20 protein-coding genes and 1 pseudogene are annotated in these 24,946 nt (G+C 58.4%); 16 read left to right on the top strand and 5 right to left on the bottom strand.

Features of this window, described 5'->3' with window-relative positions:
- Positions 1-32 precede the first annotated feature (32 nt).
- The gene (locus tag F8N12_RS05235; RefSeq protein ID WP_150579491.1) at positions 33-7,223 is read right to left on the bottom strand and encodes an NEL-type E3 ubiquitin ligase domain-containing protein; all 7,191 of its coding nucleotides are present in this window, start codon (positions 7,221-7,223) and stop codon (positions 33-35) included.
- Positions 7,224-7,397: 174 nt separating this feature from the next.
- On the opposite strand from F8N12_RS05235, the gene F8N12_RS05230 reads away from it, so the two are divergent.
- The 3 genes from F8N12_RS05230 to F8N12_RS05220 all read left to right on the top strand — a co-directional run bounded on the left by F8N12_RS05230 (position 7,398) and on the right by F8N12_RS05220 (position 10,202).
- Positions 7,398-7,616, top strand: coding sequence for a DUF2970 domain-containing protein (locus tag F8N12_RS05230; protein ID WP_150579490.1), 219 nt, complete (start codon positions 7,398-7,400; stop codon positions 7,614-7,616).
- Positions 7,617-8,065: 449 nt separating this feature from the next.
- Positions 8,066-9,724 (top strand): nitrite/sulfite reductase, encoded by a 1,659-nt coding sequence (locus F8N12_RS05225; protein ID WP_150579489.1) that lies wholly within the window; start codon positions 8,066-8,068, stop codon positions 9,722-9,724.
- Positions 9,708-10,202 carry a DUF934 domain-containing protein gene (locus F8N12_RS05220; protein WP_150579488.1) on the top strand — a complete coding sequence of 165 codons (495 nt, stop codon included), beginning with the start codon at positions 9,708-9,710 and terminating at the stop codon, positions 10,200-10,202. Before F8N12_RS05225 ends, F8N12_RS05220 begins: the two co-directional genes overlap by 17 nt.
- Before the next feature lie 68 nt (positions 10,203-10,270).
- On the opposite strand, the gene sohB is transcribed toward F8N12_RS05220, so the two are convergent.
- Positions 10,271-11,299, bottom strand: a complete 1,029-nt coding sequence (gene sohB, locus F8N12_RS05215; protein WP_150579487.1) for a protease SohB — start codon at positions 11,297-11,299, stop codon at positions 10,271-10,273.
- A 202-nt stretch (positions 11,300-11,501) separates the two neighbouring features.
- Here sohB and F8N12_RS05210 point away from each other — a divergent pair, with 202 nt between their 5' ends.
- The 6 genes and pseudogenes from F8N12_RS05210 to F8N12_RS05185 all read left to right on the top strand — a co-directional run bounded on the left by F8N12_RS05210 (position 11,502) and on the right by F8N12_RS05185 (position 17,416).
- Positions 11,502-12,212 (top strand): histidine phosphatase family protein, encoded by a 711-nt coding sequence (locus tag F8N12_RS05210; RefSeq protein WP_150579508.1) that lies wholly within the window; start codon positions 11,502-11,504, stop codon positions 12,210-12,212.
- Positions 12,213-12,275: 63 nt separating this feature from the next.
- A complete protein-coding gene (locus F8N12_RS05205) occupies positions 12,276-12,590 on the top strand; it encodes an SCP2 sterol-binding domain-containing protein (RefSeq protein ID WP_008154977.1) in 315 nt (104 codons plus the stop codon).
- A 300-nt stretch (positions 12,591-12,890) separates the two neighbouring features.
- Positions 12,891-14,738: an amidohydrolase gene (locus tag F8N12_RS05200; protein WP_191623114.1), complete on the top strand. Its 1,848-nt coding sequence runs from the start codon at positions 12,891-12,893 to the stop codon at positions 14,736-14,738.
- A gap of 144 nt (positions 14,739-14,882) precedes the next feature.
- Positions 14,883-15,746, top strand: coding sequence for a LysR family transcriptional regulator (locus tag F8N12_RS05195; RefSeq protein ID WP_150579485.1), 864 nt, complete (start codon positions 14,883-14,885; stop codon positions 15,744-15,746).
- Between the two features lie 87 nt (positions 15,747-15,833).
- A pseudogene (locus F8N12_RS05190) lies at positions 15,834-16,310 on the top strand (SRPBCC family protein); the annotation flags it as partial.
- Positions 16,307-17,416 (top strand): SMP-30/gluconolactonase/LRE family protein, encoded by a 1,110-nt coding sequence (locus F8N12_RS05185; RefSeq protein WP_150579484.1) that lies wholly within the window; start codon positions 16,307-16,309, stop codon positions 17,414-17,416. The pseudogene F8N12_RS05190 and the gene F8N12_RS05185, both read left to right, overlap by 4 nt.
- A 121-nt stretch (positions 17,417-17,537) precedes the next feature.
- Here F8N12_RS05185 and F8N12_RS05180 read toward each other — a convergent pair whose 3' ends face one another.
- Positions 17,538-17,780 carry a hypothetical protein gene (locus F8N12_RS05180; RefSeq protein WP_150579483.1) on the bottom strand — a complete coding sequence of 81 codons (243 nt, stop codon included), beginning with the start codon at positions 17,778-17,780 and terminating at the stop codon, positions 17,538-17,540.
- Positions 17,781-17,887: 107 nt separating this feature from the next.
- On the bottom strand, positions 17,888-18,121 hold the full coding sequence (locus F8N12_RS05175) for a DUF465 domain-containing protein (protein WP_150579482.1): 234 nt from the start codon (positions 18,119-18,121) through the stop codon (positions 17,888-17,890).
- Positions 18,122-18,335: 214 nt separating this feature from the next.
- On the opposite strand from F8N12_RS05175, the gene F8N12_RS05170 reads away from it, so the two are divergent.
- Positions 18,336-18,857: a DUF4142 domain-containing protein gene (locus F8N12_RS05170; protein ID WP_150579481.1), complete on the top strand. Its 522-nt coding sequence runs from the start codon at positions 18,336-18,338 to the stop codon at positions 18,855-18,857.
- 60 nt (positions 18,858-18,917) lie between these two features.
- Here F8N12_RS05170 and F8N12_RS05165 read toward each other — a convergent pair whose 3' ends face one another.
- Positions 18,918-19,181, bottom strand: coding sequence for a hypothetical protein (locus F8N12_RS05165; protein WP_150579480.1), 264 nt, complete (start codon positions 19,179-19,181; stop codon positions 18,918-18,920).
- A 255-nt stretch (positions 19,182-19,436) separates the two neighbouring features.
- Here F8N12_RS05165 and F8N12_RS05160 point away from each other — a divergent pair, with 255 nt between their 5' ends.
- Genes F8N12_RS05160 through F8N12_RS05135 form a run of 6 tightly spaced genes read left to right on the top strand, consistent with a single transcriptional unit; the run spans position 19,437 to position 24,867 of the window.
- Positions 19,437-20,288: an STAS domain-containing protein gene (locus F8N12_RS05160; RefSeq protein ID WP_150579479.1), complete on the top strand. Its 852-nt coding sequence runs from the start codon at positions 19,437-19,439 to the stop codon at positions 20,286-20,288.
- Between the two features lie 4 nt (positions 20,289-20,292).
- Positions 20,293-20,655, top strand: coding sequence for an STAS domain-containing protein (locus tag F8N12_RS05155; RefSeq protein WP_150579478.1), 363 nt, complete (start codon positions 20,293-20,295; stop codon positions 20,653-20,655).
- A complete protein-coding gene (locus F8N12_RS05150) occupies positions 20,652-21,056 on the top strand; it encodes an anti-sigma regulatory factor (RefSeq protein WP_150579477.1) in 405 nt (134 codons plus the stop codon). The genes F8N12_RS05155 and F8N12_RS05150 overlap by 4 nt, the downstream gene beginning before the upstream one ends.
- The gene (locus F8N12_RS05145; RefSeq protein ID WP_150579507.1) at positions 21,053-22,063 is read left to right on the top strand and encodes an ATP-binding protein; all 1,011 of its coding nucleotides are present in this window, start codon (positions 21,053-21,055) and stop codon (positions 22,061-22,063) included. The genes F8N12_RS05150 and F8N12_RS05145 overlap by 4 nt, the downstream gene beginning before the upstream one ends.
- The gene (locus F8N12_RS05140; protein WP_150579476.1) at positions 22,056-22,931 is read left to right on the top strand and encodes a sensor histidine kinase; all 876 of its coding nucleotides are present in this window, start codon (positions 22,056-22,058) and stop codon (positions 22,929-22,931) included. The genes F8N12_RS05145 and F8N12_RS05140 overlap by 8 nt, the downstream gene beginning before the upstream one ends.
- A complete protein-coding gene (locus tag F8N12_RS05135) occupies positions 22,921-24,867 on the top strand; it encodes a response regulator (RefSeq protein WP_150579475.1) in 1,947 nt (648 codons plus the stop codon). The genes F8N12_RS05140 and F8N12_RS05135 overlap by 11 nt, the downstream gene beginning before the upstream one ends.
- Positions 24,868-24,946 lie beyond the last annotated feature (79 nt).

Below are 24,946 nucleotides of genomic sequence, written 5' to 3'. Positions count from 1 at the left end.
GCCAACCTGCGACAGTGCCAAGGCCTGCAGGATCAGGGCAGTCTTGAAGGCCCCGGTTGCGGCGAACCCGGTGCAGTTTGGCCGGTCTCGCTGGCGGTCTCCTGCAGGTAGCGGATTTCCCTGCGAGTCAGCTCAACCAGTTGCTGGCTGCGCCGGTTTTTGATGACCTCGGCGAGCCCATCAAGCTGGGTCCGGTATTCTTCATCGGTCATCTCGCCGCTTTCCAGACGATCTTCAATCTCGTTGAAGCGCTGCAGCCGCTCGTCATCCAGCGCCGTGTTGATCGCACTGAATTCTTCGGGATACCGCTCCGCCAGATACGTCGTCCAGTATTCCCGTGACACCATGTCCACCAGCAGTGCGTCGGATCGCTCCGCTTCAAGGATCGAAGCCTGTATTCGCGCGGCTTGCGCTCCGCTGATGGGGTTTGCGAAAGCCATGTGTGCAGGCTGTCCGGGCAAGTCCAGTCCGTCGCCCCATCCACTCGTCAGTCCTATTCGATATTGCAAGCGAACTTCGGCTCTGTCGCCCTGAACGGCAGCGGCTTCGGCAAGGGTTTCGACTCTGTCCAGGCGGAACAACTGTCGGGACAACTGGAGCAGGGCCCGGCCTTTGAGCAGAGGTTGGCCCAACGACACATTGCGCAACGCATGATAGACAAAGACACGGCCTTCTATCTCACTGAAGGTCAAAATGCGGCCGTCGATGCACGTGCCATGCGTTTCGGCGTTATGAAACAGTAACTCGCGCAACTCGGTATTTTCGGCGGCAGCGTCCATCACGCCCCAGAGCCGGCGCGTCAGGTCCGCGCGAGCGAATCTGAATTCGTGAGTGTCGCGTAACATAGCAATCAAATGAAAAAAACGCTCGTGCTGGTCTTCGCTTGCCAGGCGCCCCCAGATCTCACGCCTCGCGGCCATGAGTTCAGACCCGGTGTTGGCGAGCCAAGGCTCCAATGCAGCATCTGCGGTATTGGGCTGTTGAGGATCAAGCGCCTCAACAGGTAAAACAGCAGCGCCATGGTCATCTTGATCGCTGTCGTTTTCAGACTCCTCATCAGAGGATTCTGCGCTTTCCGTATCGTCCCACTCTCCATCGGCCTCAGCACTTCTCCTGACCAGTTCCTCTCGCGAAATGCCCATGACCGCGCCTTCACCGTTTGCGTCGCTGTAGCGCACAAGATCTGAAAGCGTTGCGCCCGATAGCTCGGAATTGTCAGACACATCCACGCCGGCGGCTAATTGTTCGTGATGACCATTGAGCAGTTCCTCTGGTAATCGCGTGAGCGTGTTGCCGCTGAGGTCCAACCTGCGCAGGTGTTGCAGGTTCAGCGCCCCCTCTGGCCACTCGGTGAGCGCGTTGTTGGCCAGATTGAGCTCCTCCAACATGAGAAAACCAGTGCTGTTAAACGAATCCAGCAGGTTGTGGCTCAGATCAATCCGCCTCAATATCCCCCCTCGTATTGGCAATTCAGCATTCGCGTCAAGACTGGACAACCGGTTGGCCGCCAATTCCAGCTCGCCAAGCACACGCATCTCTCTGACGGCTTCGGGCAGGGTTGTCAGCGCATTGCTGTCCAGACAAAGCCTGAGAACATTGGGGAAGGCACTCAAAAAGCCATTGGAACCTTGCGCGGTCAGTCCGACGCCGGTCAGATCAAGCGCTGTGACGCCAGGGAACTGCGTCCCTAACACCGGCAGGTCGCCGGTTTGCAGGCCATTGAGATTCAGTGCCTGGCCGATGACACCCGGGCGTTCAATGACTGCCTCTTGCCACAGCCCACGGATGCGCGAGGCTGCCAAGGCGCGTGTTTGCGCCGACACCAGCGAACGTTCCGTGCGCAGTTCAGCAATGGACAGCCAGTCATTCAATTGTCGTGTGAGTACTTCACAGCTTTGATGCCACTGGCTTATTTGCGCATCGATTTGCCTATCACTCAGCCCGTTGCCGCGCATCTGCTCAACTCTCTCCAAGGCCTGGCCCTCGGTCAATGTCGGGCCAAGCCGTTGCAAACGATCAGCCAGGCTCACGCCCTCAGTCGCGGAATCTGGCAGCGGCAACAAGTGGTTGGCAATAGTCCAGGCTGTCTCTGCGGGGGGGAAATCGCTGGAAGTCATCTCCCGGGACAGTCGCTCCAGTGCGCCGTCCGGCAAACCTCTTGAGCCCTCGATCCGCTGACGGGTCCGTGTCACAAGTTGCTGAGCCTGTTCGTCGAGCGGATTGCGGGTCAGATCGGTTTTGAGGAAGGTATCGTCATGAACGAATACGTCCGGCGACAGCGACGTCAGCTCATTATCGCGCAAGTCCAGCCACGTCAATTGGGGCAGGTACTCCGCACCCGCTGGCCACGCCTGCAGTTTGGTTGCGCTCAGGTTCAGTGCTTTAAGCTCAGTGAGTGCCCTGACGTCCAGGTTGCTCAGAGGATTGTGGTTCACATCCAGGTATTCAAGCTTGGTCAAGGCGTTGAACTGCGCCTGCACATGCGGTGTGACGGCAATGTTGTTGTCGTGCAAATCAAGTCGAGTCAATTCCGGGAGGCTGTTCGCCGCCATCGGCAGCTCGGTCAGACCACTGCCACCGATTTCGAGTGTCTGCGTTTTGCTGAACGCCTTGATGAAGCCTTGCAGCTGCTCCACCGGAACATCGAGTGCGTTCATGCGCACCGTTTCGACGTGGGAAAAACTACCGGCCGGCAACGACGGAAGCTGCCTGACGGTAGTAGCAAATTGCGTCGGGGTCGAGCCCACTCGCATGTCGAGCTCCAGCAGTGACGCCTCAGGCGCCGCGCCATACCGTTGCCGGACGAGCCCTCGCCAATTGCGCTCAAGGCTTCGGAAGACTTTCGCACCCGCGCCGAAAAAGAACTCCATCAACGGTATCTCCTGCCGTAAGCCGGCCGTTGCAGAAGGCCTGTAGAACCCGCGAAACAGGCCGGCATGTTCGGCGCTCAGGGCCCGGACCGCAGCAAGTTTTGTCTCTGCCGAGTCCCAGGTATCGAGGATCCTGCTAAGCAAATGGTCCCCGCGAATGGGCTGACCGAGGAGGAAGTTGAGCTCACCACGACAATAACCGCTGACCATTTCATTCACATCAACCAGATGCCCCAGCGGCCCGGAATAATTCTGCACAAACTGATATGAACGTTCGAAGGTCTCATAGGGGACTTTCGACCAGTCCAGCGACAGACCCGCCCAGAGCTTTTCGTGGCCGGTGTAAAAGGTCTCAGGGATCGCAGCAATGGAAGTCCTCGATAAATCGAGCCGCTCCAGCTGCGGCATATTCTCGACATAGGCGGGCCATGTCGTCAGGAATGGCGAATCAATCGTCAGCGACTTCAAGCGGTTCAGCGGCGTTAAATCCAGCGTGCCGAGGATGCCCGTGTTGGCTCCCGAGCTGCCGATGCGCAAAGTCTCCAGCGAGGTGAGCGAATTGAGTTTCGTCAAGAAATCTGCGGCCAGCGAGTCACTTCTCCCAAAAAAAGCGAGACGTTCGAGGTTACGCATTTCCACCACTGACTGGGGCAATGACAGAGGCGGGCAATCGGCGGCTGGACGCATGCTGAAGAGGCTTTCCCTGCTATCCAGCGAAAGGTCGCGGACATTGGAAAAGCGCGAGAGCAATGCATCGATAGCGTCATCCGCTGTGGCGCGCCACTTCAATCGCAGTTCCCGCACATGGGAAAAGTCGGCAGTCAGTTGTGGCCAAGGTTCGTTGCATTCGAGAGACAGCCGGGCAGCGGCGGGCATTTGCGTAGCTAAAGGCGCGTTACGCCAACTGGCTTTGAGTGCCTGCGCGGCTTGGCTCTTTTGCCAATAAGCTGCCTGTTGAGGCGTACCTGTCCAGGCATCGAGTGTTGCAGTCAGCGACTCCCATTCACGCAAACGCGCCTGCAGAACATGGAAAATCTGTTTGTCAGTCTTGCCCTGTAGCGTGCGGATAAACGCGTCCGCCTGTTCGGGCGCCGGGTAGAGCGCTTCGACCCGCGCCATCATCGGCCCATCCAGCGCCCGCCCCCGGCCGCTGGCGTAATAACCCACCAACGTGTTGTTTACCCGCACGGGCGGCTTGAAGCTTTTAGCCTGCGACTCCAGGGCAGTCGATGCTTCGTTGCGATGGCTGTCGGCATAATCAATGATTTTTCGCTGCAGCTCACTGCTCTGGCTGACGTGGGGCACCTCGATGGCAGCACGCACCCCGTCGGGCAAGGCATGCATGACTGAGGCGTAAAAATTATCGCCATGCCTGGGAATGCTATTGAGGGTTTCTCCTCGCTCATTGAATGCCTGATAGTGGGGTCCGTCTTTCACCAGGTACTTGATCAGGGGCGCGGTTTCACTGCCAATGCTGTCGAGCAGCGTACCCGAAGGGCTTCCCGTACGAACTTCGAGGCGGATTGAGCCCGGCCAGCCCTGAAGATTTTGCAACGCATGCAGTGCCAGCCGACGACTGTCGGCGCTGGCAATATTTTCGCTGCGCAAGCCTGCGAATGCCCTGGTTTGGCGTTCTTGCCGCGCATACCAGCGTGCCTCCTCGAGCATTCTCAACGGTGCGCGTCGCGTGGTGTCGAGCCGGGCAAGTTCATCGGCACTGCCATGGGCGAGCACTTCTTGCGCGGCGGCTCTACCCAGTCCCGGACACTCGCGCTGCAGGGTGATCATTCGGGTATCGGGCGGCTCGGTGCCTAGATAGAGGCTGTCGAAAATCGCCGTCTGGCGGGTTTGAGCGTAGTCGGCGAACTGCTTGTCCAGCTCCTCGGGAGTCGTTTCCAGGACCCGAGCCCCTTCCCCGCCAAGCAATCCAGTGATTTCTGACTCGTCCAGCGCCGCTACGATGCGCTCGCTCAGGTAGCCATTGAGCACGTCCGAACGGCTGACCTTGATGGGTGGCCGGTATTGCTCGGCGCGCGGCAGGCCTTGCGCGCCATATTTGATCGGTTTGCCGGACAGATCAGCCTGTTCGAACACTTCCAGCACCCGCCCACTCGGCCATCGCGGCATCTCCGTCAGCAGCTTCAAGGCATGGAAATAGCGATCGTCCAGCGGTCTCAAATGCTGCAACTGTTCGATCACCTGCCCCGCTTCCAGATCAGCCTTGAACATGTTCATGGCGTCTGTCAGTTCGGGAGGGGGCGCCGCATGATCCAGGTGCATTTTGCGCAACGTGTTATCACTGACTCCGCTGACGTCAGCAACCCTGACCAGCATCTCGTCCGAGAACATGTCGCCCGCATGCCCCATGCGTCGCAAGAGAGTCAGGCGGTCCCATTGCATAGGGCGTTCGAGCGAGTGACGCCATGCGCCGAGTCCGTTTCCTTCGAGTACAGGTTGATACGCGTCGGGATCGGGATGCGTGATCCGCCATTTGTTGAGTGAAGCGTCGAAGGTTTGCTCGACCACCGTATCACCCAGGCGGATGTAGGTTTTACCGTCCACCTTGTATTGCCCCAACGCATTCGGGCCTGCATCGGGGCTGAGCACAATGTCGCGCTTGTAGGCGCTGAGATCCGGCTTCCAGAGCCGGGTTTTGCCATTAGGCATCGTGACCGGGTCAAGACTTTCTATGACCGGTTCCGCCTTGGCGGCGACGAATTTGCCCACTCCTGCGCCAATACCGGCCATGACGGCAACCGTGGCCAGGTTTTCAGCAACATCGATCAGGTGCGCCCTGGCCGCTTTTTTGTCCCCTTCCCCCCATTCAACGGCGCCTTCAAGCGTTTCGTAGAGCAGTTGTCCGGCCATTGCGACCATCATTACTTCGCCCAGCACGGGAACAAACATCGACACCATGTTCAAACCCAAAAGGCCAACCTGCAGAAGATGAGCAAGTTTCGCCTCGCGCGCGTTGACGTCGACATCATCGGAGGGCACTGCGTGGCTGCGTGCATCAGCCAGCACTTTGGCGCAATTGTGTTTATAGAGGTAGTCCCATAGGTCCTGGTTTTCGGACCAGCCCGGGCCGCCCTTCTGGTTGAAAGTCGATGCACCAATGTACGGATCGGCCACTGGCTCCAGTTTTACCCTGCGCTCTGGCGGGAATTCCTTGATACGGAAAACCAATCCTGCATTGCCGACCTGTGTCGGGATTATCCAGGGCGAGCTGGATGGTTCGGCGGGGGAGTCGGCAGCCTTCTGTACGAACTGACCGAAGTAATAGGGACGATGGTCGTACGCCAGGAACTGGCTGAGAAAGCGCTGATATTCAGTGGGTGCAGCTTGATCGGGCGCAGCGGCGTCCCTGGCGGTCAACAGCCGTTTGAACTCTTCTTTCATCTGCGACCAGGTGTAACGTTTTAAGGGATGTTCGGGGTCATGGGGGATGTAGAGAATAAGCTCTTCGGCGTATCGATATTTCTCAGAAATCACAAAGGCCACGCAGCCAGTCATTCGCTGCTTCATCAGACTCATGTCGCGAAACCAGACCTGCTTGTCGCCCATCCACGGATGGACCTCGCCATTGATGACTGACAGGATCATGGTGTGGTCCTCAGGCAAAATGTCCTTGGTTAACAACGCCTGATCCGCCGCGGCTTTCATGGTGGCTTTCTGTGTAGCAATGAAATGCTGGCGAAGCGTGCTTGCAGCGGCAAGTTCAGGTGGGTGAAAGAACGACTGCAGGTAAGCCTGGTACCTGGCGCCTATATCGAGCTTGCGGCACAGGCTCAGAAACTGGCTGACCGAAAGGTTGATGTGCGCCGCCGTGTAGGTATCTGCAACCGTAGTTTCCAGGAGGAAACCTGAGGTCTTGTGGTAGGCATCGGGTTTGCACTCCCATGCTTCGAAGTTATGCAAAGCCGCCTGCAGCATGGTCAGTGTCAGAAACTCGAACGACGCGATCTCGATCTCTAAAATGCTGATTGCAAGAGGTCGCCTCAGGGTCAAATACGTAGTTTTGACGTCCACCTCTACACCGAACTGGTCCTTCAAGGCTTTTACAAGCAGCGGTTCGGCGAAGGCATCGACATCCTTGAAGGATGCCATCGTTTTATCCAGCTGTGCCTGCGCAGTCACACCGGCCTTAATGCTGGCATTCAGCGTTTTGCGTTGCTGGGCTGATGCGTTCTGGTACCACTGCGGCATCACCGTAGAGGCCTTCTTCAGAGCTGCCCTTCTCTGTGGTGAGGCATCGATCAACCACTGGGGAATGGCTGTTTCGAGAAATTCGCCATGGATACTTTCAGAGATCTCAGGTTTTTTTTCTTTTACGTTTGAGGGGTGCGCAGACATGACTTGCTCCTTGTTTATGGAGCCCAAGCACACCATCTCGAACCCGCTCATCTGCGGTACATATGTATCGTAAAAGGGCGATTTTTTAATGAGGACTAATAAGACTGCCCGGGGCAATCAGTTCCAGGATGTTGTCTATGCTCTTTAGACGCCTATCATTGAACGGAGGATTTTATGGATGATCCGGTCGACAACAAGCCGCCAACGTTATGGCAGATGCTGCATAGCGTGATGGCCGCAGCTCTCGGAGTGCAAAGCGGGAAGAACCGGGCGCGTGATTTCACTCACGGCAAGCCGAGTCATTTTGTGGTGCTGGGGATTTTGTTTACTGGCGTGTTTGCGCTGACACTGTTCGGCATTGCCAAGCTGGTGTTGCACCTTGCCGGGGTCTAGATCCGGCGACGGCCCCAGGGTCGTCGCCCGGACTGTGTCGATTATTGGTGACTGACCCAAAATACTGCGGTGCCTACCACCAGGATGATCAGAAACAGGATCGCCCAGGCGTCTACCGTGCTGTCAGGTTTCGAAGCTTTGGTCGGGTTGCTCATTGCATCGCCTCTTGTCGGTTTTATCGGTGATTGCATAAAGACTCGATCACAGTTAAGACGATGATTGCCCACACCACAAATGCGGGTTTGGCAGGAATGAGTTCCGTTAGTCGATCTGGTTCTTTACATATACTCAAACATCACTTTTGCGCATAACTCCAAACTGGTATCTTGCCCCGGCTCCGTAGGGAGTGCGCGGCCGTGCGCGCAGAATTGCCGAGGCAGTATCGGAAACTTCAGCAAGCGAAAAACGCCACTGGATCCGACCGGCCCAAGCCTGAGAACAGGACTTATATGTACGTATACGACGAGTACGATCAGCGGATCATCGAGGACCGCGTCAAGCAGTTCCGTGATCAGACCCGACGCTATCTGGCAGGCGAGCTGAGCGAAGAAGAATTCCGCCCTCTGCGTTTGCAAAACGGGCTTTATATCCAGCGTTTCGCGCCGATGTTGCGCGTGGCAGTGCCCTATGGCCAACTGACTTCGCGGCAGACGCGAATGATGGCCAAGGTCGCCCGCGACTACGATAAGGGCTACGCCCACATCAGTACCCGGCAGAACGTACAGTTCAACTGGCCAGCGCTGGAAGACATTCCGGACATCCTGGCTGAACTGGCGACTGTGCAGATGCACGCCATCCAGACCAGCGGCAACTGCCTGCGCAACGTCACCACTGACCAGTTTGCCGGTGTCGCGGCAGATGAGCTGATCGACCCGCGGCCCTGGTGCGAGATCGTTCGTCAGTGGACCACGTTCCACCCGGAATTCGCCTACCTGCCGCGCAAATTCAAGATTGCCATCAACGGTTCGACCTCCGACCGTGCGGCCATCGAAGTCCATGACATCGGCCTCGAGCCAGTGCACAACGCCGCCGGCGAGTTGGGTTTCCGAGTGCTGGTCGGTGGCGGTCTGGGCCGTACGCCGGTGGTGGGCGCGTTCATCAATGAATTCCTGCCTTGGCAAGACCTGTTGACTTACCTCGACGCCATCCTGCGTGTCTACAACCGCTATGGCCGTCGCGACAACAAGTACAAGGCGCGGATCAAGATTCTGGTCAAAGCCCTCACGCCTGAAGTATTCGCGCAAAAAGTCGATGCGGAAATGGAGCACCTGCGCGGTGGCCAGACCACCTTGACCGAAGCCGAAGTGCATCGCGTCGCCAAGCACTTCGTCGACCCGGAGTACAAGGCACTGGACAACCAGACCGCACAGCTGGCCGAGCTCGATCAGCAACATCCGGGCTTCGCACGCTGGCGCAGCCGCAACACCCTCGCGCACAAGAAGCCGGGTTATGTGGCCGTTACCCTGTCGCTGAAGCCGACCGGCGTTGCTCCCGGCGACATCACCGACAAGCAACTGGACGCCGTGGCAGACCTGGCCGACCGTTATTCGTTCGGCCAGCTGCGCACGTCTCACGAGCAGAACATCATTCTGGCCGACGTCGAGCAGAGCCAGTTGTTCGCGATGTGGGGCGAGCTGCGTGAGCAAGGATTCGCCACGCCGAACATTGGTTTGCTGACAGACATCATCTGCTGCCCGGGGGGCGATTTCTGCTCGCTGGCCAACGCCAAATCGATCCCGATCGCCGAATCCATCCAGCGTCGTTTCGACAATCTGGATTACCTGTTCGACATCGGCGAACTGGACTTGAACATTTCCGGTTGCATGAACGCCTGCGGTCACCACCACGTCGGCCATATCGGCATTCTCGGTGTCGACAAAAAAGGCGAAGAGTTCTACCAGGTTTCCCTCGGCGGCAGTGCCAGTCGTGACGCCAGCCTGGGCAAGATCCTCGGCCCGTCCTTTGCCCAGGAAGCCATGCCTGATGTGATCGAGAAGCTGATCAACGTGTACGTCGAACAACGTACCGAAGATGAGCGTTTCATCGACACTTATCAGCGTATTGGCATCGACCTCTTCAAGGAGCGCGTCTATGCAGCGAATCATTAAGAACAACGAAGTCGTCGACGAAACCTGGCACCTGCTGCCGAAAGATTTCAACATCGACGAAATCACCAACTGCGACGATTACATCGTTCCGCTGAAGCTGTGGCGCGAACATAGCCGCATGCTCAAGGCCCGTGATGGCGGCCTGGGTGTGTGGCTGGACGCTGACGAAGAAGCGGAAGAGATCGGTGACGAGGTCAATGAGTTCAAGGTTATCGCTTTGAATTTCCCGGCGTTCACTGACGGCCGCAACTACTCCAATGCGCGCCTGCTGCGCGACCGTTACGGTTTCACGGGTGAGCTGCGGGCGATCGGCGATGTGCTGCGCGATCAGTTGTTCTATCTGCGTCGCTGTGGCTTCGATGCGTTTGCCATTCGTCCCGATAAAGATCCATACGAAGCGCTTGAAGGCCTCAAGGACTTCTCGGTGACCTATCAGGCTGCCACGGACGAACCGTTGCCACTGTTCCGTCGCCGTTAATCACTGCCCAAAAAAAGCCCTGAACCGGACATCCGGTTCAGGGCTTTTTCATATCTGGCTGGAAGCACTTACCAGAAGCGCTGCTGCGTCAAGCGGCTCCACCAGGTCAGCAGCACGCGATCAACTGAACCGCTGGCCGCCATGCCGATACGCTCTTGCAAGCTTTTGCGTTCGGCATAGTGCAAGTGATACAGCTCGGCAGTCTTAGCTCGCTCGGCCAGGTATTCGTCACTGGTCTTGAGTTCATCCACCAACTGCCGGTTCAACGCCGCAATGCCCAGCCAGATCTCACCGGTGGCGACTTCATCAATGGCCAGTTGCGGGCGATAACGTGCGACGAAGTTCTTGAACAGTTCGTGGGTGACGTCCAGGTCTTCCTGGAACTTCTCACGCCCCTTCTCGGTGTTTTCGCCAAATACGGTCAACGTGCGCTTGTACTCGCCGGCGGTCAGCACTTCGAAGTCGATGTCGTGCTTCTTGAGCAGGCGATTGACGTTCGGCAGCTGCGCCACCACGCCGATCGAGCCAAGAATCGCAAATGGAGCACTGATGATCTTCTCGCCGATGCACGCCATCATGTAGCCGCCGCTGGCCGCGACCTTGTCGATGCACACGGTTAGCGGGACGCCAGCGTCACGAATGCGCGCCAGTTGCGACGATGCCAGACCATAGCTGTGCACCATGCCGCCGCCGCTTTCCAGACGCAGAACGACTTCGTCCTTCGGCGTGGCCAGCGTCAGCAGTGCGGTGATTTCGTGACGCAGGCTTTCAGTGGCCGAAGCCTTGATGTCACCGTCAAAATCCAGGACGAACACTCGCGTCTTGGCTTTGGCGTCGGGCTTCTTCTTGTGTTTTTTCTCGGATTTGACTTCGGATTTGCGCAGCGCCTTCAACTGGTCCTTGTCGAGCAAGGTCTGCTCCAGGCGCTCGCGCAACCCTTTGTAGAAATCATTGAGCTTGCTGACCTGCAACTGGCCACTGGATTTGCGCCGGCCTTTGCTGCGCAACGCGGCAAAACTGGCCAGCACCACCAGAATGGCAATCACCAATGTCACCGTCTTCGCAAGGAAGATGGCGTACTCGGACAAAAACTCCACAGGGACTCCTTCACTACAATGCGCAATACACACTGCGCGGGATGACGTCAGCATACCCATGCGCCGCGTCCCCGACCAGCCGGGAAACCTCTGGCAACAAGGCTGTAACGAGCATTTCAAACAAGCGTATGTTTTTTCATTGACAGCTCACCGCCATCCTCATAACCTCGCCAAACCTTCAACGTACCGGGATGACGCGGACGTGGGCAGCATCTATCTGATTCGACATGGCCAGGCCTCCTTTGGTGCAGACGACTATGACGTTCTGTCGCCGACCGGTATTCGCCAGGCAGAAATCCTTGGCCAGCACCTCGCAGGCATTGGCGTCAGCCTGGATCGTTGCGTGGCCGGCGACCTGCGTCGTCAGCAACACACAGCTGCCAGCGCCCTGGAACAATATGCCGCCGTCGGCCTGCCGGTGCCGCCCCTCGAAACCGATCCCGCCTTCAACGAATTCGATGCCGACGCGGTGATCCGCGCGCTGCTGCCGGCCATGCTGGACGATGAACCTGAAGCCCTGGACATCTTGCGCAACGCCGCGCAGAACCGCGCCGAGTTCCAGCGGATCTTCGCCTTGATCATCGAACGCTGGCTCGCCGGTACGTATGACACCCCCGGCCTTGAAAGCTGGCTGGGGTTTGTCGAGCGGGTTCAGGGCGGCCTTCACCGTATCCTCGAGCAGGCCGACAATACGCAGAAGATCGCTGTGTTCACGTCCGGCGGCACTATCACTGCCCTGCTCCACCTCATCACGCAAATGCCTGCCAAACAGGCTTTTGGGCTGAACTGGCAAATCGTCAACACCTCGCTCAACCAACTGAAATTTCGGGGTCGCGAGGTGTCCCTGGCTTCCTTCAACAGTTTTGCGCACCTGCAACTGCTGAAGGCCCCGGACCTCATCACGTTTCGCTGAGGCCGGACTACTGTGACCCTGGCTGTATCACCCAGCTGTATTCCCAAAGAAAAGGATCGAACCATGACCTCCGTAGCTGACGCTGTACAAGCAATGAAAGCCAAGTTCAACCCAGCGGCCGCTGCCGGTCTGGACCTGGTGTTCGGTTTCCGCATCGACGACACCAAAAACTTCTCGCTGATCGTCAAGGACAGCACCTGCGAGCTGCAGGAAGGCGAGAATCCGGACGCACAGGTCACTCTGGTGATGGACGGCGAAACCCTGGAAGGCATCGTCAGCGGCGAAACCGATGGCATGCAAGCGTTCATGGGCGGCAAATTGCGCGCTGAAGGCGACATGATGCTGGCAATGAAATTGTCCGAGCTGTTCCCGGCGTAAGCCCCTCGCGCCCTCTACCGGGCGCAGGTCTGGCTACAAACGAATCCCGCCCCTTGAGGCGGGATTCGTCGTTTCAAGGTTGCGAAAAAGGCCCACTGCGATTTTGCGGTCTATATTTCCTTTGGCCGCAGGCGTCTGTCATCGGCATTCCATCCCTCATATTGGAACGACTCAACGGAGTGCATTGCCATGAGCGCACCTGACGATCACGATGGATTCAACCGCCGCCGTGTCCTGCAAGGTCTTTCGGCAGGCGCCGTCGGTGCCTGGATCAGCCCGCTGTTCGCTGGGAGTAAAACCATGCCCGATGTCCCCGCCGATCTCATTCTCTACAACGGTCGCCTGCACACTGTTGATCGCAAGAAACCCCAGGCCAGTGCCGTGGCGATCAAGGACGGACGCTTCGTTGTGGTCGGCAGCGACGCTCAGGCCATGGCGCTGCAAGGGCCCGGCACGCAAATCGTCGATCTGCATGGCCGCACGGTGATTCCCGGCCTCAACGACTCGCACTTGCACCTGATCCGGGGCGGCCTGAACTACAACCTGGAACTGCGCTGGGAGGGCGTACCGTCACTGGTCGACGCGTTGCGCATGCTCAGGGATCAGGCCGATCGCACGCCGACGCCGCAATGGGTGCGGGTGGTCGGGGGCTGGAACGAATTCCAGTTCGCCGAGAAACGCCTGCCAACGCTGGACGAACTGAATAAAGCCGCACCGGATACACCGGTCTTCGTTCTTCACCTCTACGACCGCGCCCTGCTCAACCGCGCGGCGCTGAAAGTCGTCGGTTATACCCGCGACACGCCGAACCCGCCAGGCGGCGAGATTCAGCGCGACGCCAACGGCGACCCGACCGGCATGCTGATCGCCCGGCCCAATGCAATGATCCTGTACTCAACACTGGCCAAGGGGCCCAAACTGCCGCTGGAGTACCAGGTCAACTCGACTCGCCAGTTCATGCGCGAACTCAATCGGCTCGGCGTCACCAGCGCCATTGATGCCGGCGGCGGTTACCAGAATTATCCGGACGATTATCAGGTCATCCAGCAACTGGCCCGGGATCAGCAACTCACGGTGCGCATCGCCTACAACCTGTTCACACAAAAACCCAAGGAAGAGTTGACCGATTTCAAGAACTGGACCAGCACTTCGCAGTACGGCCAGGGCGACGACTTTCTGCGGCACAACGGCGCTGGTGAGATGCTGGTGTTCTCGGCGGCAGATTTCGAAGATTTTCTCGAACCCCGGCCCGACCTGCCGCCCACCATGGAACAGGATCTGGAGCCGGTGGTGCGCCACCTTGTCGAGCAGCGTTGGCCGTTCCGTTTGCACGCAACGTACAACGAATCCATCAGCCGCATGCTCGATGTGTTCGAGAAGGTCAATTGCGACATCCCGTTTAACGGATTGCCCTGGTTTTTCGATCACGCAGAAACGATTACACCGCAGAACATCGAGCGCGTGAAGGCTCTGGGCGGCGGAATTGCTATCCAGGACCGAATGGCGTTTCAGGGCGAATATTTCGTCGACCGTTATGGCGCCAAGGCCGCAGAACAGACGCCGCCGATTGCGCGCATGCTCGCCGAAGGTGTGCCCGTCGGCGCCGGCACTGACGCTACCCGGGTGTCCAGTTACAACCCGTGGACGTCGCTGTATTGGCTGGTCAGCGGCCGCACGGTCGGTGGGCTTGAGTTGTACCCGCAAGGGTTGAGCCGCGACACGGCACTGGAGCTGTTTACCCATGGCAGCGCCTGGTTTTCCTCCGAACAAGGCCAGAAAGGCCAGCTCAAGGTCGGTCAACTGGCGGACCTGATTGCGCTCTCAGCCGACTATTTCCACATCGAAGACGAGGCGGTGAAATGGATCGAGTCGGTACTGACCATCGTCGATGGCAAAATCGTTTACGGCACGGCCGAATTCGAAAAACTCGGGCCACCAGCGATTCCAGTCGTGCCTGAATGGTCGCCCGTGACCAAGGTGCCAGGGCACTGGAAAAATCTCACGCCGCTGACCGCACAAGTGCATCAATGCGTCGGTGCCTGTGCAGTGCATGCGCACAGCCATGAACGGGCGCGATCGTCGTCAGCTCCGGTGAGTGATTTCCGCGCGTTCTGGGGCGCATTCGGCTGTTCCTGTTTCGCATTCTGACAAGTCCATGCAGCAGCTGGCGCAGCCTGCGTCAGATTGCGACCTGATTGCGGCCCGATCGCGGTAGAACCTGACGCAGGCTGCGCCAGCTGCTACACGGTACGTATGCGATTACAATGGCGCACCTCTCGCACCGGCTGCCCCATGGACATCGACCTCGCCCGCACTTTTCTGGAAATCGTTCGCCACGGCAGCCTCGCCGCGGCCGCCGAGAAACTCCATGTCACCCAGACCGCGATCACCGCAAGGGTGCAAAAACTCGAGAGTCAGCTCGGTAGCACGCTGTTTGTGCGCAACCGTGCCGGCGCGCGCCTGACCCCGAATGGCGAAGCGTTTGTGGTGTATGCCAATCAGCTGGTGGAAACCTGGGAAGCGGCACGCCGGGATTTGCCGTTGCCAGAGGGTTATCACGATGTGCTGCACATCGGTGGCGAGGTGAGTTTGTGCAATCCGCTGATGCTCAGTTGGGCCGGTGAGTTGCGCGAGAAAATTCCCGGGCATGCCCTGCGGATGGAAATTCGTGATGGCGAAAACCTGCTGCGCCAACTGGAACTGGGCGTGCTCGATGCAGCGCTGGTGTATCAGCCGGAATATTGGCCACGCCTGCAAGTCGAGCAGGTACTGGAAGAAAAGCTGATCCTGGTGCGTCTCGCCGGCAAACCTGATCCCTACGTCTATATCGATTGGGGTCCGGACTTCCGGCGTCAGCACGATGCTGCACTGCCGGACAAAGCCAAAGCCTCACTGAGCTTCAATCTCGGTCCTCTGGCCCTGCAGTACATCCTGGAGAACGGCGGTAGCGGCTATTTTCGCACGCGGGTGGTTCAGAGCTATCTTGAAAGCGGCGCGCTGGAGCTTGTGCCGAAAGCTCCGGAATTCGGTTACCCCACCTATCTCGTCTACTCCCGCGATCGTGACTCGGCAACCTTGCAGCGAGCCTTTCACCTGCTACGCGAGGTGATCAAGTCCGACGATGACTGGTCGCAGCGCTGGAACCCGCTGACCTGATCTCGATTTGCACCGGATCATGGCGTTTGTGTCACTCAGGTAAAGTCCGCGCCACTTGCTGGATCGGCTAATCTGCTGGGACTTCTGACGAGAACGCCCATGACCCGCATGCAGCATCAGATCGAAATCGAAGGCAAGCCGGTTGACGTGCTCGCCTATGCCAGTACCGTGACCCGCTGGCCTGAGTGGCACCCTTCGTCTCTAAAGATTGACGGTCCCGCCGGAGCCCTGCATGCCGGCGCGCGGTTTGAGGAAGACATTCGCGCGGGTGGCCGCGACGGGCATTTGCGCTGGAGGGTTGATGAGTACTTGCCCGGCCGACGCTGGAGTGCTCGCGCCGCAGGCGACAACGGGTTGTCACTCAAGTTGATTTACGAATGTGCAGCCGAGGGCAATGGCACCCGTTTCATTCGCACGCTGGAGTATCAGTTCAGCGGTCTGGCGCTGCGTTTTGCCAATCTGCTGTTGCTCAAGGGGCGCATCGATCTCGAATCGGCTGCGTCGATGGAGGCGTTGCGGGTGATGGCTCATCGATACCTGGCAGCAAAGGGAGCTCTGACGTGAGCCGGCCCTTCAGGTTTCGCCATGGCGTGTTGGCAATCCTGGTAGCGGGTGGCGCGTTTCTCCTGCTGATGCCCACCAAAGTACAACCGGTGGCGTGGTCACCCGCGCCGGCGCCCTCGCTCACCAGCGGGCCCTATGCCGACAATGAGCATTTGAAAAACATCGAGTCCGTAGGCGCCGCCAGCATCGACGGCCCGGAAGCCCTGCTGCTGGAAGAGAACGTCCTGATCACCGGCTTGCATGACGGCCGCGTGTTGCGCAGCAGCCTCGACGGCGACACCACTACCGTACTCGCCGATACGGGAGGGAGGCCTCTGGGCCTGGCTCGTCACCCCAGCGGTTTGCTGGTGATAGCCGACGCAATCAAGGGCCTGCTGTCACTGGACTCTCAGGGTCAGGTGGTTGCCTTGAGCACGGAGGCCAACGGCGTGCCGTTCGGCTTCACCGACGATGTAGTGATCGACGACTCCGGGCACTTTGCGTATTTCAGCGATGCGTCCAGCCGTTTTGGTTACGGCGATGACGGCGAGGCGATTATCGAACACGGCGGCGATGGTCGTTTGTTGCGCTACGACTTCCAGACCGGCAAGACCGAGCTGCTGTTGGATAAACTGGAATTTGCCAACGGCGTGGCCTTCGGTCCGGACGAAGCTTTTGTGCTGGTCAACGAAACCGGCGCCTATCGCATCACTCGCTATTGGCTGACCGGCCCACAGGCGGGCACTCACGATGTGTTTATCGATAACCTGCCGGGGTTGCCGGACAACCTCTCATTCAACGGCAAGGACCGCTTCTGGGTGGCGCTGTACTCGCCGCGCAATGCCCTGCTCGATGCCACTGCGCAGCATCCGTTGCTGCGCAAGATCATTGTGCGCGCGCTGACTGTATTGCCCGTACCCGTGGAGAAACGCGCGTTTGTCCTGGGGCTCGATGTTGAAGGCAAGGTGATTGCCAATCTGCAGGACGGCAGTGACGGAAATTACTCGCCGATCACCACGGTGCGAGAGTACGGCGACTGGCTGTATTTCGGCTCGCTGAAAGCTTCACACATGGCAAGACTGCCGCTGAGTACAGCGCTGCAAAAGCCTTTCAACGCATTGAACTGAATCGCCAGCCCCTGTAGCAGGTGGCGCAGCCTGCGTCCGGCTCTGCCGCGATCGGGGCGCGATCGGGGCGAATCGGACGCAGGCTGCGCCAGCTGCTACAGGATCGGGCTCAAGTTTCGGGTTAGCGAGGGTTGATCACGTCGTCACGATCGGCGTTATCGGTCTCTTCACGAATCCTGTCTCGATCGATGTCAGTGCCATCGTCCTGGTCCATCGGGATCGCGCCTTCGTTGTTCGGCAGTTCATCGATACCCGGTTCATCCTCGGGATTAATCGTTGTGCGCCCAGGGCTCAACGGTTCCGGATGGGTTGGGATCGGGTCAAATGCACCCTGCTCTTCGCTGGGGAATTTTGGATCAGTCATAAGGCACCTCGTCTTGGGTCGTTGATTCGGACTCAGATCATTCGAGGTGCCGGGAATGGACACCGTTCAAATTATTCGCGCCCCGACGGGCAGTGGCGAATACGGCGTCAGGAGTGGGTCTCAAGTTGTTTAACGATCTTGTCCTTGACCAGCAAGCGCGCTTCCTTGAGCTTCCTCACCTCATCATCGCTGGATTTAGCCTCCTCTGCCTTTACCACTTCGGCGTCGGCCTGCGAATATTTTTCGATCAGGGAATTCAGTAACCGATCCTTACTGCTTATCTTCTGGACCTCGTCCCTGGACACTTTCAAATCCTGATAAAGATCGTGGATCACTGGCATGGAGCACCTCCTCTGGTTGATCGGGGTAAACGCGATGAATTGCGTTCACCAGCCTCAGAATGGTTTCGTTATAGGGTTCTGTCGACTGCCAATCAGACCAGCGGTGCCGTTCGTCGTCCCTGAACAACGCCGATAAAACCTTTATCGCAGCGTAGCGCTCCATTGATTAACGATCATTTGGATCGCTTATAAAAACCTGTGTGGAGATTGACCAATGGACCGATTCAACCTGCGTCACCTCGCTATCGCTGTAGCACTGAGCACCAGCATGGGCACCGCGTTCGCCGCTATGGACAATGACTTTGTCGACAACGCAGCAGCTGGCGGAATCGCAGAAATCGAGACCAGCCGTCTTGCACTGGAGAAAAGTGCGTCGGCTGATATCAAGGAATTCGCCACCATGATGATTACCGATCATTCCAAGGCGAATGACGAGTTGGCGGCCATTGCCAAGAAAAATGACATTGAAGTTCCGGATACCACCACGTTGGTGAAACAGGCCAAGGAGAAACTGCTGGAGCTGCGTGATGAGTCGTTCGATGCTGCCTACGCCAATAATCAGGTGAAGGCGCACGAAGAAACCATCGCGTTGTTCAAGAAAGAAGCAAATACCGTGACGGACGATAAAACCAAAGGTGCGACCGAGCTGAAGGCGTTTGCCCAGAAAATGCTGCCAGATTTGGAAAAGCACCTGGACCACGCGAAAAAACTGCAGGCTGCTCACCCGAGCAAGTAATTGCATCCAGAAAAAAGGCCGCATCCCTGGATGCGGCCTTTTTATTTGAGCAGGTTTTGACTAGCCGCCGTCGGTGTCGATATCGGCATCGGTCTCCTCACCAGCCGCCGGGCGATCCGGAGTTGGCTTAAAGCCCGGGCTGAATTCGTTGTCGTTATCATCGTGTACATTCTTCTGATCCACTGCTGGATCAGCACTCTGCGGCTCTTCCGTCCGGGTCTGCCCACCGGGCTGACCCGAGGATTGCGGGTCAATGGCCGGGTCGTTGCGCTCACTTGACGATTCTTGGGGATCCCGCGTTTGCGGTGTCGGTTGGTCGTTCATGGTCACCTCATTCGTTACTGCCCGATCACGGCTGAAACAATCGGCCTTGATGTTTCGAAGCCGGGATGCCCTCAGGGTTCCATCGATTCCCTGATCACCGTCAAATGAGCGCAGCTATTATTGTGCGCGTTAGAGTATTTCCTCCCCGAAATAAATTATCCTGCGCACCAACAACTATTTGATACCGCAAATGTCACTGATGGGAGCCGGTTGCTGTTTAAAAACCGGCACATACTTTCCAAGGAGTCAACGCACATGGCAGCACTGCATACCACCACACTCGACGCGCTGAAGAACAGCCAGGCGCAACTGCTCGCCGAATGGTCGCGGGGCCTTGAGACCAGTGGTGCCACGCGCAACCTTAAAGAGCATGACCTGAAGCAGCAGACTGCAGAGTTTCTGCAACTGATTATCTCCGGTCTGGAAAAAGGCAACGGCCAAAATGTCGCGGCGCCAGGCTGGGATGAAATTCGTCAATACCTGGAAAAACTGTCCCACAGTCGCGCCCTGCTCGGTCAGGATTCGCAGCAGACCGCCAGCTTCATCTTCGCCCTGAAAGGCCCGTTGTTTGCACTGCTGCAAAACCACTATCAGGACAATCCTGCACTGCTGGCCGAGCAACTCTGGGAAGTGTCCGAACTGCTCGATGCACTGGGCATGCACACCATCCGCACCTTCCAGAAATCCCGGGAAGCCGTGATCAAGCGTCAGCAGGAAGAGCTGCTGGAACTGTCGACCCCTGTGGTCAAGCTGTGGGACGGCGTGCTGGCCCTGCCAATGATCGGCACCCTCGACTCGCAACGTACTCAAGTGGTCATGGAATCGCTGTTGCAGCGGATCGTCGACACCGGCTCCGAGATCGCCATTATCGATATCACCGGCGTGCCCACAGTGGATACCCTGGTTGCCCAGCACTTGCTGAAAACCGTCACCGCCATTCGCCTGATGGGTGCCGATTGCATCATCAGCGGTGTGCGTCCGCAGATCGCGCAAACCATTGTGCACCTGGGTCTGGACCTGCAAGGCGTGGTGACCAAGGCCAATCTGGCTGACGCGTTGAAACTGGCCCTGACCCGGCTGGGACTCTCCGTCAACAAGGCGGGCTGAGTCGATGGATCGAATTCCGATATTACAGATGGGTCACTATCTGCTGGTGACCATTCAGGTCGACATGCATGACCAGTTGGCCCTGACGTTGCAGGATGACCTGTCCGAACGTATCAGCCGTACCTCGGCTCGCGGCGTGCTGATCGATATCTCCGCGCTGGACATGGTCGACTCCTTCATCGGCCGCATGATCGGCACTATTTCCGGTCTGTCGAAAATCATGGACGCAGAAACCGTATTAGTCGGAATGCAGCCCGCTGTTGCCATTACGCTGGTCGAGTTGGGCATGACATTGCCGGGCGTCAGCACGGCATTGAATGTCGAGCGCGGCATGAAACTGCTGCAAGACCGGGTGCAGGCCCTATGAACGTGCGCAGCGACGGCACTCATCCCATCGGTATTGAACAGGACGTTGTGATCGCTCGTCAGCTGGCCCGCAAGCTCGCGCAGGAATGCGGGATGCGCCTGATTGACCTGACCAAATTTGTCACAGCGGTCAGCGAGCTGGCGCGTAACACCATGGTGTACGGCGGTGGCGGCGACATGGACTGGCAGATTCTCGAGGAAGGCGGACGCACCGGTTTGCGCATGGTTTTTCGCGATGAAGGCCCCGGCATCCCGGATCTGAAACTGGCGATGACCGACGGCTGGACTTCCGGCGGCGGTCTCGGCCTCGGCTTGACGGGCGCCAGACGGCTGGTCGAAGAGTTCGAACTCGAAACCGAACCAGGCAAAGGCACTCGCATAACGATCACCCGATGGACATGAGTATCGGCGGTACGCTGACGCAGGTGTTGCCCATCGAGGACAGCAGCCAGGTCGGCCACGCACGACGCACCGCGCAAAAACTCGCCGAAGAACACGGCTTCGATGCGATCGACGCAGGGCGCGTTGCCCTGGTAGCCACCGAGCTGGCGAGCAATATTCTCAAACATGCCGTGCGTGGCGAATTGCACTTGCGCGTACTGCCACGGCCGTCGGGCGACGGCATTGAGATGCTCGCCGTAGATCGCGGCAAAGGCTTTGATGTGCACGCGTGCCTGACCGACGGATTCTCCACCCGTGGCACCCAAGGCATTGGCCTTGGCGCCGTGGCGCGGCAGGCGCAAGTGTTCGATGTCTATGCCGATTCGCGCGGGACTGTACTGCTGACACGGTTCTATCCGCGGCAGGACAAGACTGCGGATCGACGCATGGGAGTGAGCCAGCATTCGTTGCATGACGACCCTGCATGCGGTGATGTGTGGCACGTGGCTTTCGATGGAGCGCGCATCAGTGCGCTGGTCATCGATGGTCTGGGGCATGGCGAAGAGGCCGAACGTGCGGCCCGTGCCGGCGAGGAAGTTTTCGCCCTGGCGCCATTCACGTCGGCCACGCTATTGCTTGAAGACATCCATCACGCCATGATTGGCACCCGTGGTGGCGCACTGGCCATCACGCAATTCGATGGCGACAACGATGCGTTGCGATTCGTCGGCATCGGCAACATTGGCGCTTGTCTGATTGCCCCGGACAAGTCCCGCGGCATGGCCTCACATCCAGGCATCGTCGGCGGGCAGTACCGCAAAGCGCAACCTTTTGACTACGCTAATGTGAATGGACAGCTATTGATCATGTACAGCGACGGCCTTCAATCCCGTTGGAACCTGCAGGACTATCCGGGCCTGGTGCACCGCCATCCCGCGCTAATCGCCACACTGCTGCATCGCGACTTCTGTCGCGGCCGGGACGACGTCACCGTGCTCGTCATTGCACTGGAGGCCGGTCATGCCTGAGGTTCCTGTGACTCAGCCGGACGAGCAGGCGGCGCTGATCGCCAGATTGCAGAGCGAGGCCACGGCCCTGCGAGAAGAGCTCGATGAGACCAACCAGGGCGTGTTGGCCCTGTATGCCGAACTCGACAATCAGGCCGAGGAGTTGCGCCAGGCCTCGGACCTGAAAAGTCGCTTTCTGTCGTACATGAGCCACGAATTTCGCACGCCGCTGGGGTCGATTCTGAGCATCGCCAGTCTGCTGACCGACGAGCTGGACGGTCCCTTGAGCGTCGAGCAGCACAAGCAGGTCGCCTTCGTCAGTACCGCCGCACGCGAGCTCAGCGATATGGTCGACGACCTGCTGGACCTGGCGAAGATCGAAGCCGGTCGCATCAGTATTTCACCGGCGTGGTTCGACATGTTCGATCTGTTCGCCGCGCTGCGCGGCATGTTCCGGCCAATCGTCGATGCGAGCGCTGTAGACCTTATCTTCGAAGAGCCGATCGGCTTGCCGCGTCTCTATACCGACGACAAGAAGCTGGGACAGATCTTGCGCAATTTCATTTCCAACTCGTTGAAGTTCACCACGCGCGGTGAAGTACGGGTCAGCACGCGGCTTGAAGGCGAGCGCCATGTACGTTTTGCGGTCAGCGATACCGGAATTGGTATCGCTCCCGAGCTGCATGGTGCATTGTTCGAGGACTTTTCGCAGGTCGACTCGCCTTTGCAGAAGCGTCTTCGCGGTACGGGGCTAGGCTTGTCCTTGTGCAAACGTTTTGCCGCGCTGCTCGGAGGCGAAGTCGGGGTCGAGAGCACTCCGGGGGTTGGCTCGACCTTCTTTGTGATCATCCCGCTGGCCATCGCAACGGAATCCGCCGATGAAACGTGATATCCGCCTGTTGATCGTCGATGACAACGTCGCCACGCGTTATGCGCTGCGCCGACGTCTGGAGCGCCACGATTACACGGTTCTGGAAGCCGGCACCGGTGGCGAAGGCCTCGCGCTGATCGACAGCGAAGCGCTCGACGCATTGATCCTCGATGTCAATCTGCCGGACATGAGCGGCTTCGACATTGTGCGCAAACTGCGCTCGGAGACGGCCACCGCTCTGCTCCCGGTCATTCATGTGTCGGCCGCATCTATCCAGACCGGCGACATCATCACCGGCCTGAACGCCGGGGCCGACGCTTACCTGATTCATCCCGTCGACCCGGACGTGCTGCTCGCGACCTTACGCACGCTGCTGCGGGTTCGCGATACGGAAAACGCATTGCGCGAAAGTGAGGCGCGGTTTCGCGAGATATTTGTCAACGTGTCGGCGCCTATTGCCGTGCTCGACGCCCACTTCAAGGTGCACGAATGCAACCATGCGTTTGCTCAGCTCATTCACGACAACCGTGACCCGCAGGTCTTGCGCGAATGTTTTGCCGAACAACAGGACGCGATCCTCGATGAGCTGCGTCTGCGCTTGACGGCCGGCGAGCGCTGGAAAGGCACGCTGAACATGCACGTGGACGGCGAACTGCGCGAAACCGAATGGCAGATCTCGCCCTACCACACGCCTGAGTTGAGTCTGGTATTTGTCGAAGATGTCACCGAGCATCGTCGCCGTGAGCGCACGCACCTGGCCCGGCTAGATGATGCGACGTCGCAACTTGAACATGAGATCGCCGAGCGGGTCCGCACCGAAGCGCAATTGCTGCAAGTGCAGAAAATGGACGCGCTGGGCAAATTGACCGGCGGCATCGCTCACGATTTCAATAATCTGTTGACCGGCATTATCACCAGTCTGGAATTGATCCAGAAACGTATTGCCGACTCGCGCACTGACAAAGTTCAGTTTTACGCGGATGCGGCGCTGAATTCCGCCATGAGCGCTGCATCGCTAACCCATCGTCTGCTGGCATTCGCCCGCCAGCAACCGCTCAATACGCGCCCGGTGGATATCAACGAGCACATTCGCTCGCTGGAAGAGTTGCTGGTACGCACAATTGGCGAACACATCGCGCTCAAGCTCGAATTGACGTCCAAGGCAGCCATCGCGCTGGTCGATCCGATCCAGCTCGAAAGTGCAGTGCTTAACCTTGTAATCAACGCCCGCGATGCGCTGCCGCAAGGCGGCAATATCTGGGTCACCACCTATGCCGCGTACTCCCACGGCGACCTCAAGCTGGCGGACGGCGCCTATGTTGCCTTGTCGGTCCGCGATGACGGCACGGGTATCGAACACAGCGTTATCGATAAAGTGTTCGATCCGTTCTTCACCACCAAGCCGCTGGGCCAGGGCACCGGGTTGGGGCTGTCGAGCATTTACGGGTTCGCCCGACAGTCCGGTGGTGATGCAAACATTCGCAGCGTTGCCCGACGGGGTACGGAAGTGACCATCATGCTCCCGGCCACTGGCGATCCGACCCCGGTTGAGGAAACGCCTGGGGTGGTCGATCCACAGGGCTCGGGCGAGCATGTGCTAATCGTCGAAGACATGGCGTCGGTGCGCATGTTCGTCACAGAAGTGTTGCTGGATGCCGGTTACCGTTGTACGCAGGTTGGCGATATCGATAGCGCGCTCGACCGTCTGCAAAATGACGCCAGTATCGATCTGATGCTGACCGACGTCGGCCTGCCTCGCATGAATGGACGTGAACTGGCGGATATCGCTCGCGGCTGGCGTGAGAGCCTGCCCATTCTGTTCATGACAGGTTATGCGGAAAACGCCGTCAATCGCCAGGTGTTCCTGGGCGACGGCATGGACATGCTGATCAAGCCTTTTCAGATCAGCGAATTGCTGGACAAAGTCCGCCGCTCCCTCGACGGCGCTGCATAGCCCGAACCGCCAGGAGGCTGGCTTCTGCAAGGTTGTGTGTTGGTCGGTATTCGTGTGGTCACACAAATCCCCTAAGAGC

Origin of the sequence: Pseudomonas fluorescens (assembly GCF_902497625.1) — a bacterium.
Lineage (GTDB): Bacteria > Pseudomonadota > Gammaproteobacteria > Pseudomonadales > Pseudomonadaceae > Aquipseudomonas > Aquipseudomonas fluorescens_BQ.
The sequence above is the reverse complement of the archived record's forward strand: the minus strand, read 5'-3'. Positions and strand labels throughout refer to the sequence as shown.

Excerpts from the sequence above, each read along its gene's own strand:
- F8N12_RS05160 (WP_150579479.1), top strand. The coding sequence starts at position 19,437 with ATGGCAGCACTGCATACCACCACACTCGACGCGCTGAAGAACAGCCAG.
- F8N12_RS05195 (WP_150579485.1), top strand. The coding sequence starts at position 14,883 with ATGGACATCGACCTCGCCCGCACTTTTCTGGAAATCGTTCGCCACGGC.
- F8N12_RS05205 (WP_008154977.1), top strand. The coding sequence starts at position 12,276 with ATGACCTCCGTAGCTGACGCTGTACAAGCAATGAAAGCCAAGTTCAAC.
- F8N12_RS05235 (WP_150579491.1), bottom strand. The coding sequence starts at position 7,223 with ATGTCTGCGCACCCCTCAAACGTAAAAGAAAAAAAACCTGAGATCTCT.
- F8N12_RS05155 (WP_150579478.1), top strand. The coding sequence starts at position 20,293 with ATGGATCGAATTCCGATATTACAGATGGGTCACTATCTGCTGGTGACC.
- F8N12_RS05230 (WP_150579490.1), top strand. The coding sequence starts at position 7,398 with ATGGATGATCCGGTCGACAACAAGCCGCCAACGTTATGGCAGATGCTG.
- F8N12_RS05225 (WP_150579489.1), top strand. The coding sequence starts at position 8,066 with ATGTACGTATACGACGAGTACGATCAGCGGATCATCGAGGACCGCGTC.
- F8N12_RS05150 (WP_150579477.1), top strand. The coding sequence starts at position 20,652 with ATGAACGTGCGCAGCGACGGCACTCATCCCATCGGTATTGAACAGGAC.
- F8N12_RS05220 (WP_150579488.1), top strand. The coding sequence starts at position 9,708 with ATGCAGCGAATCATTAAGAACAACGAAGTCGTCGACGAAACCTGGCAC.
- F8N12_RS05170 (WP_150579481.1), top strand. The coding sequence starts at position 18,336 with ATGGACCGATTCAACCTGCGTCACCTCGCTATCGCTGTAGCACTGAGC.
- F8N12_RS05200 (WP_191623114.1), top strand. The coding sequence starts at position 12,891 with ATGCCCGATGTCCCCGCCGATCTCATTCTCTACAACGGTCGCCTGCAC.
- F8N12_RS05175 (WP_150579482.1), bottom strand. The coding sequence starts at position 18,121 with ATGCCAGTGATCCACGATCTTTATCAGGATTTGAAAGTGTCCAGGGAC.
- F8N12_RS05145 (WP_150579507.1), top strand. The coding sequence starts at position 21,053 with ATGAGTATCGGCGGTACGCTGACGCAGGTGTTGCCCATCGAGGACAGC.
- F8N12_RS05135 (WP_150579475.1), top strand. The coding sequence starts at position 22,921 with ATGAAACGTGATATCCGCCTGTTGATCGTCGATGACAACGTCGCCACG.
- F8N12_RS05165 (WP_150579480.1), bottom strand. The coding sequence starts at position 19,181 with ATGAACGACCAACCGACACCGCAAACGCGGGATCCCCAAGAATCGTCA.
- F8N12_RS05140 (WP_150579476.1), top strand. The coding sequence starts at position 22,056 with ATGCCTGAGGTTCCTGTGACTCAGCCGGACGAGCAGGCGGCGCTGATC.
- F8N12_RS05180 (WP_150579483.1), bottom strand. The coding sequence starts at position 17,780 with ATGACTGATCCAAAATTCCCCAGCGAAGAGCAGGGTGCATTTGACCCG.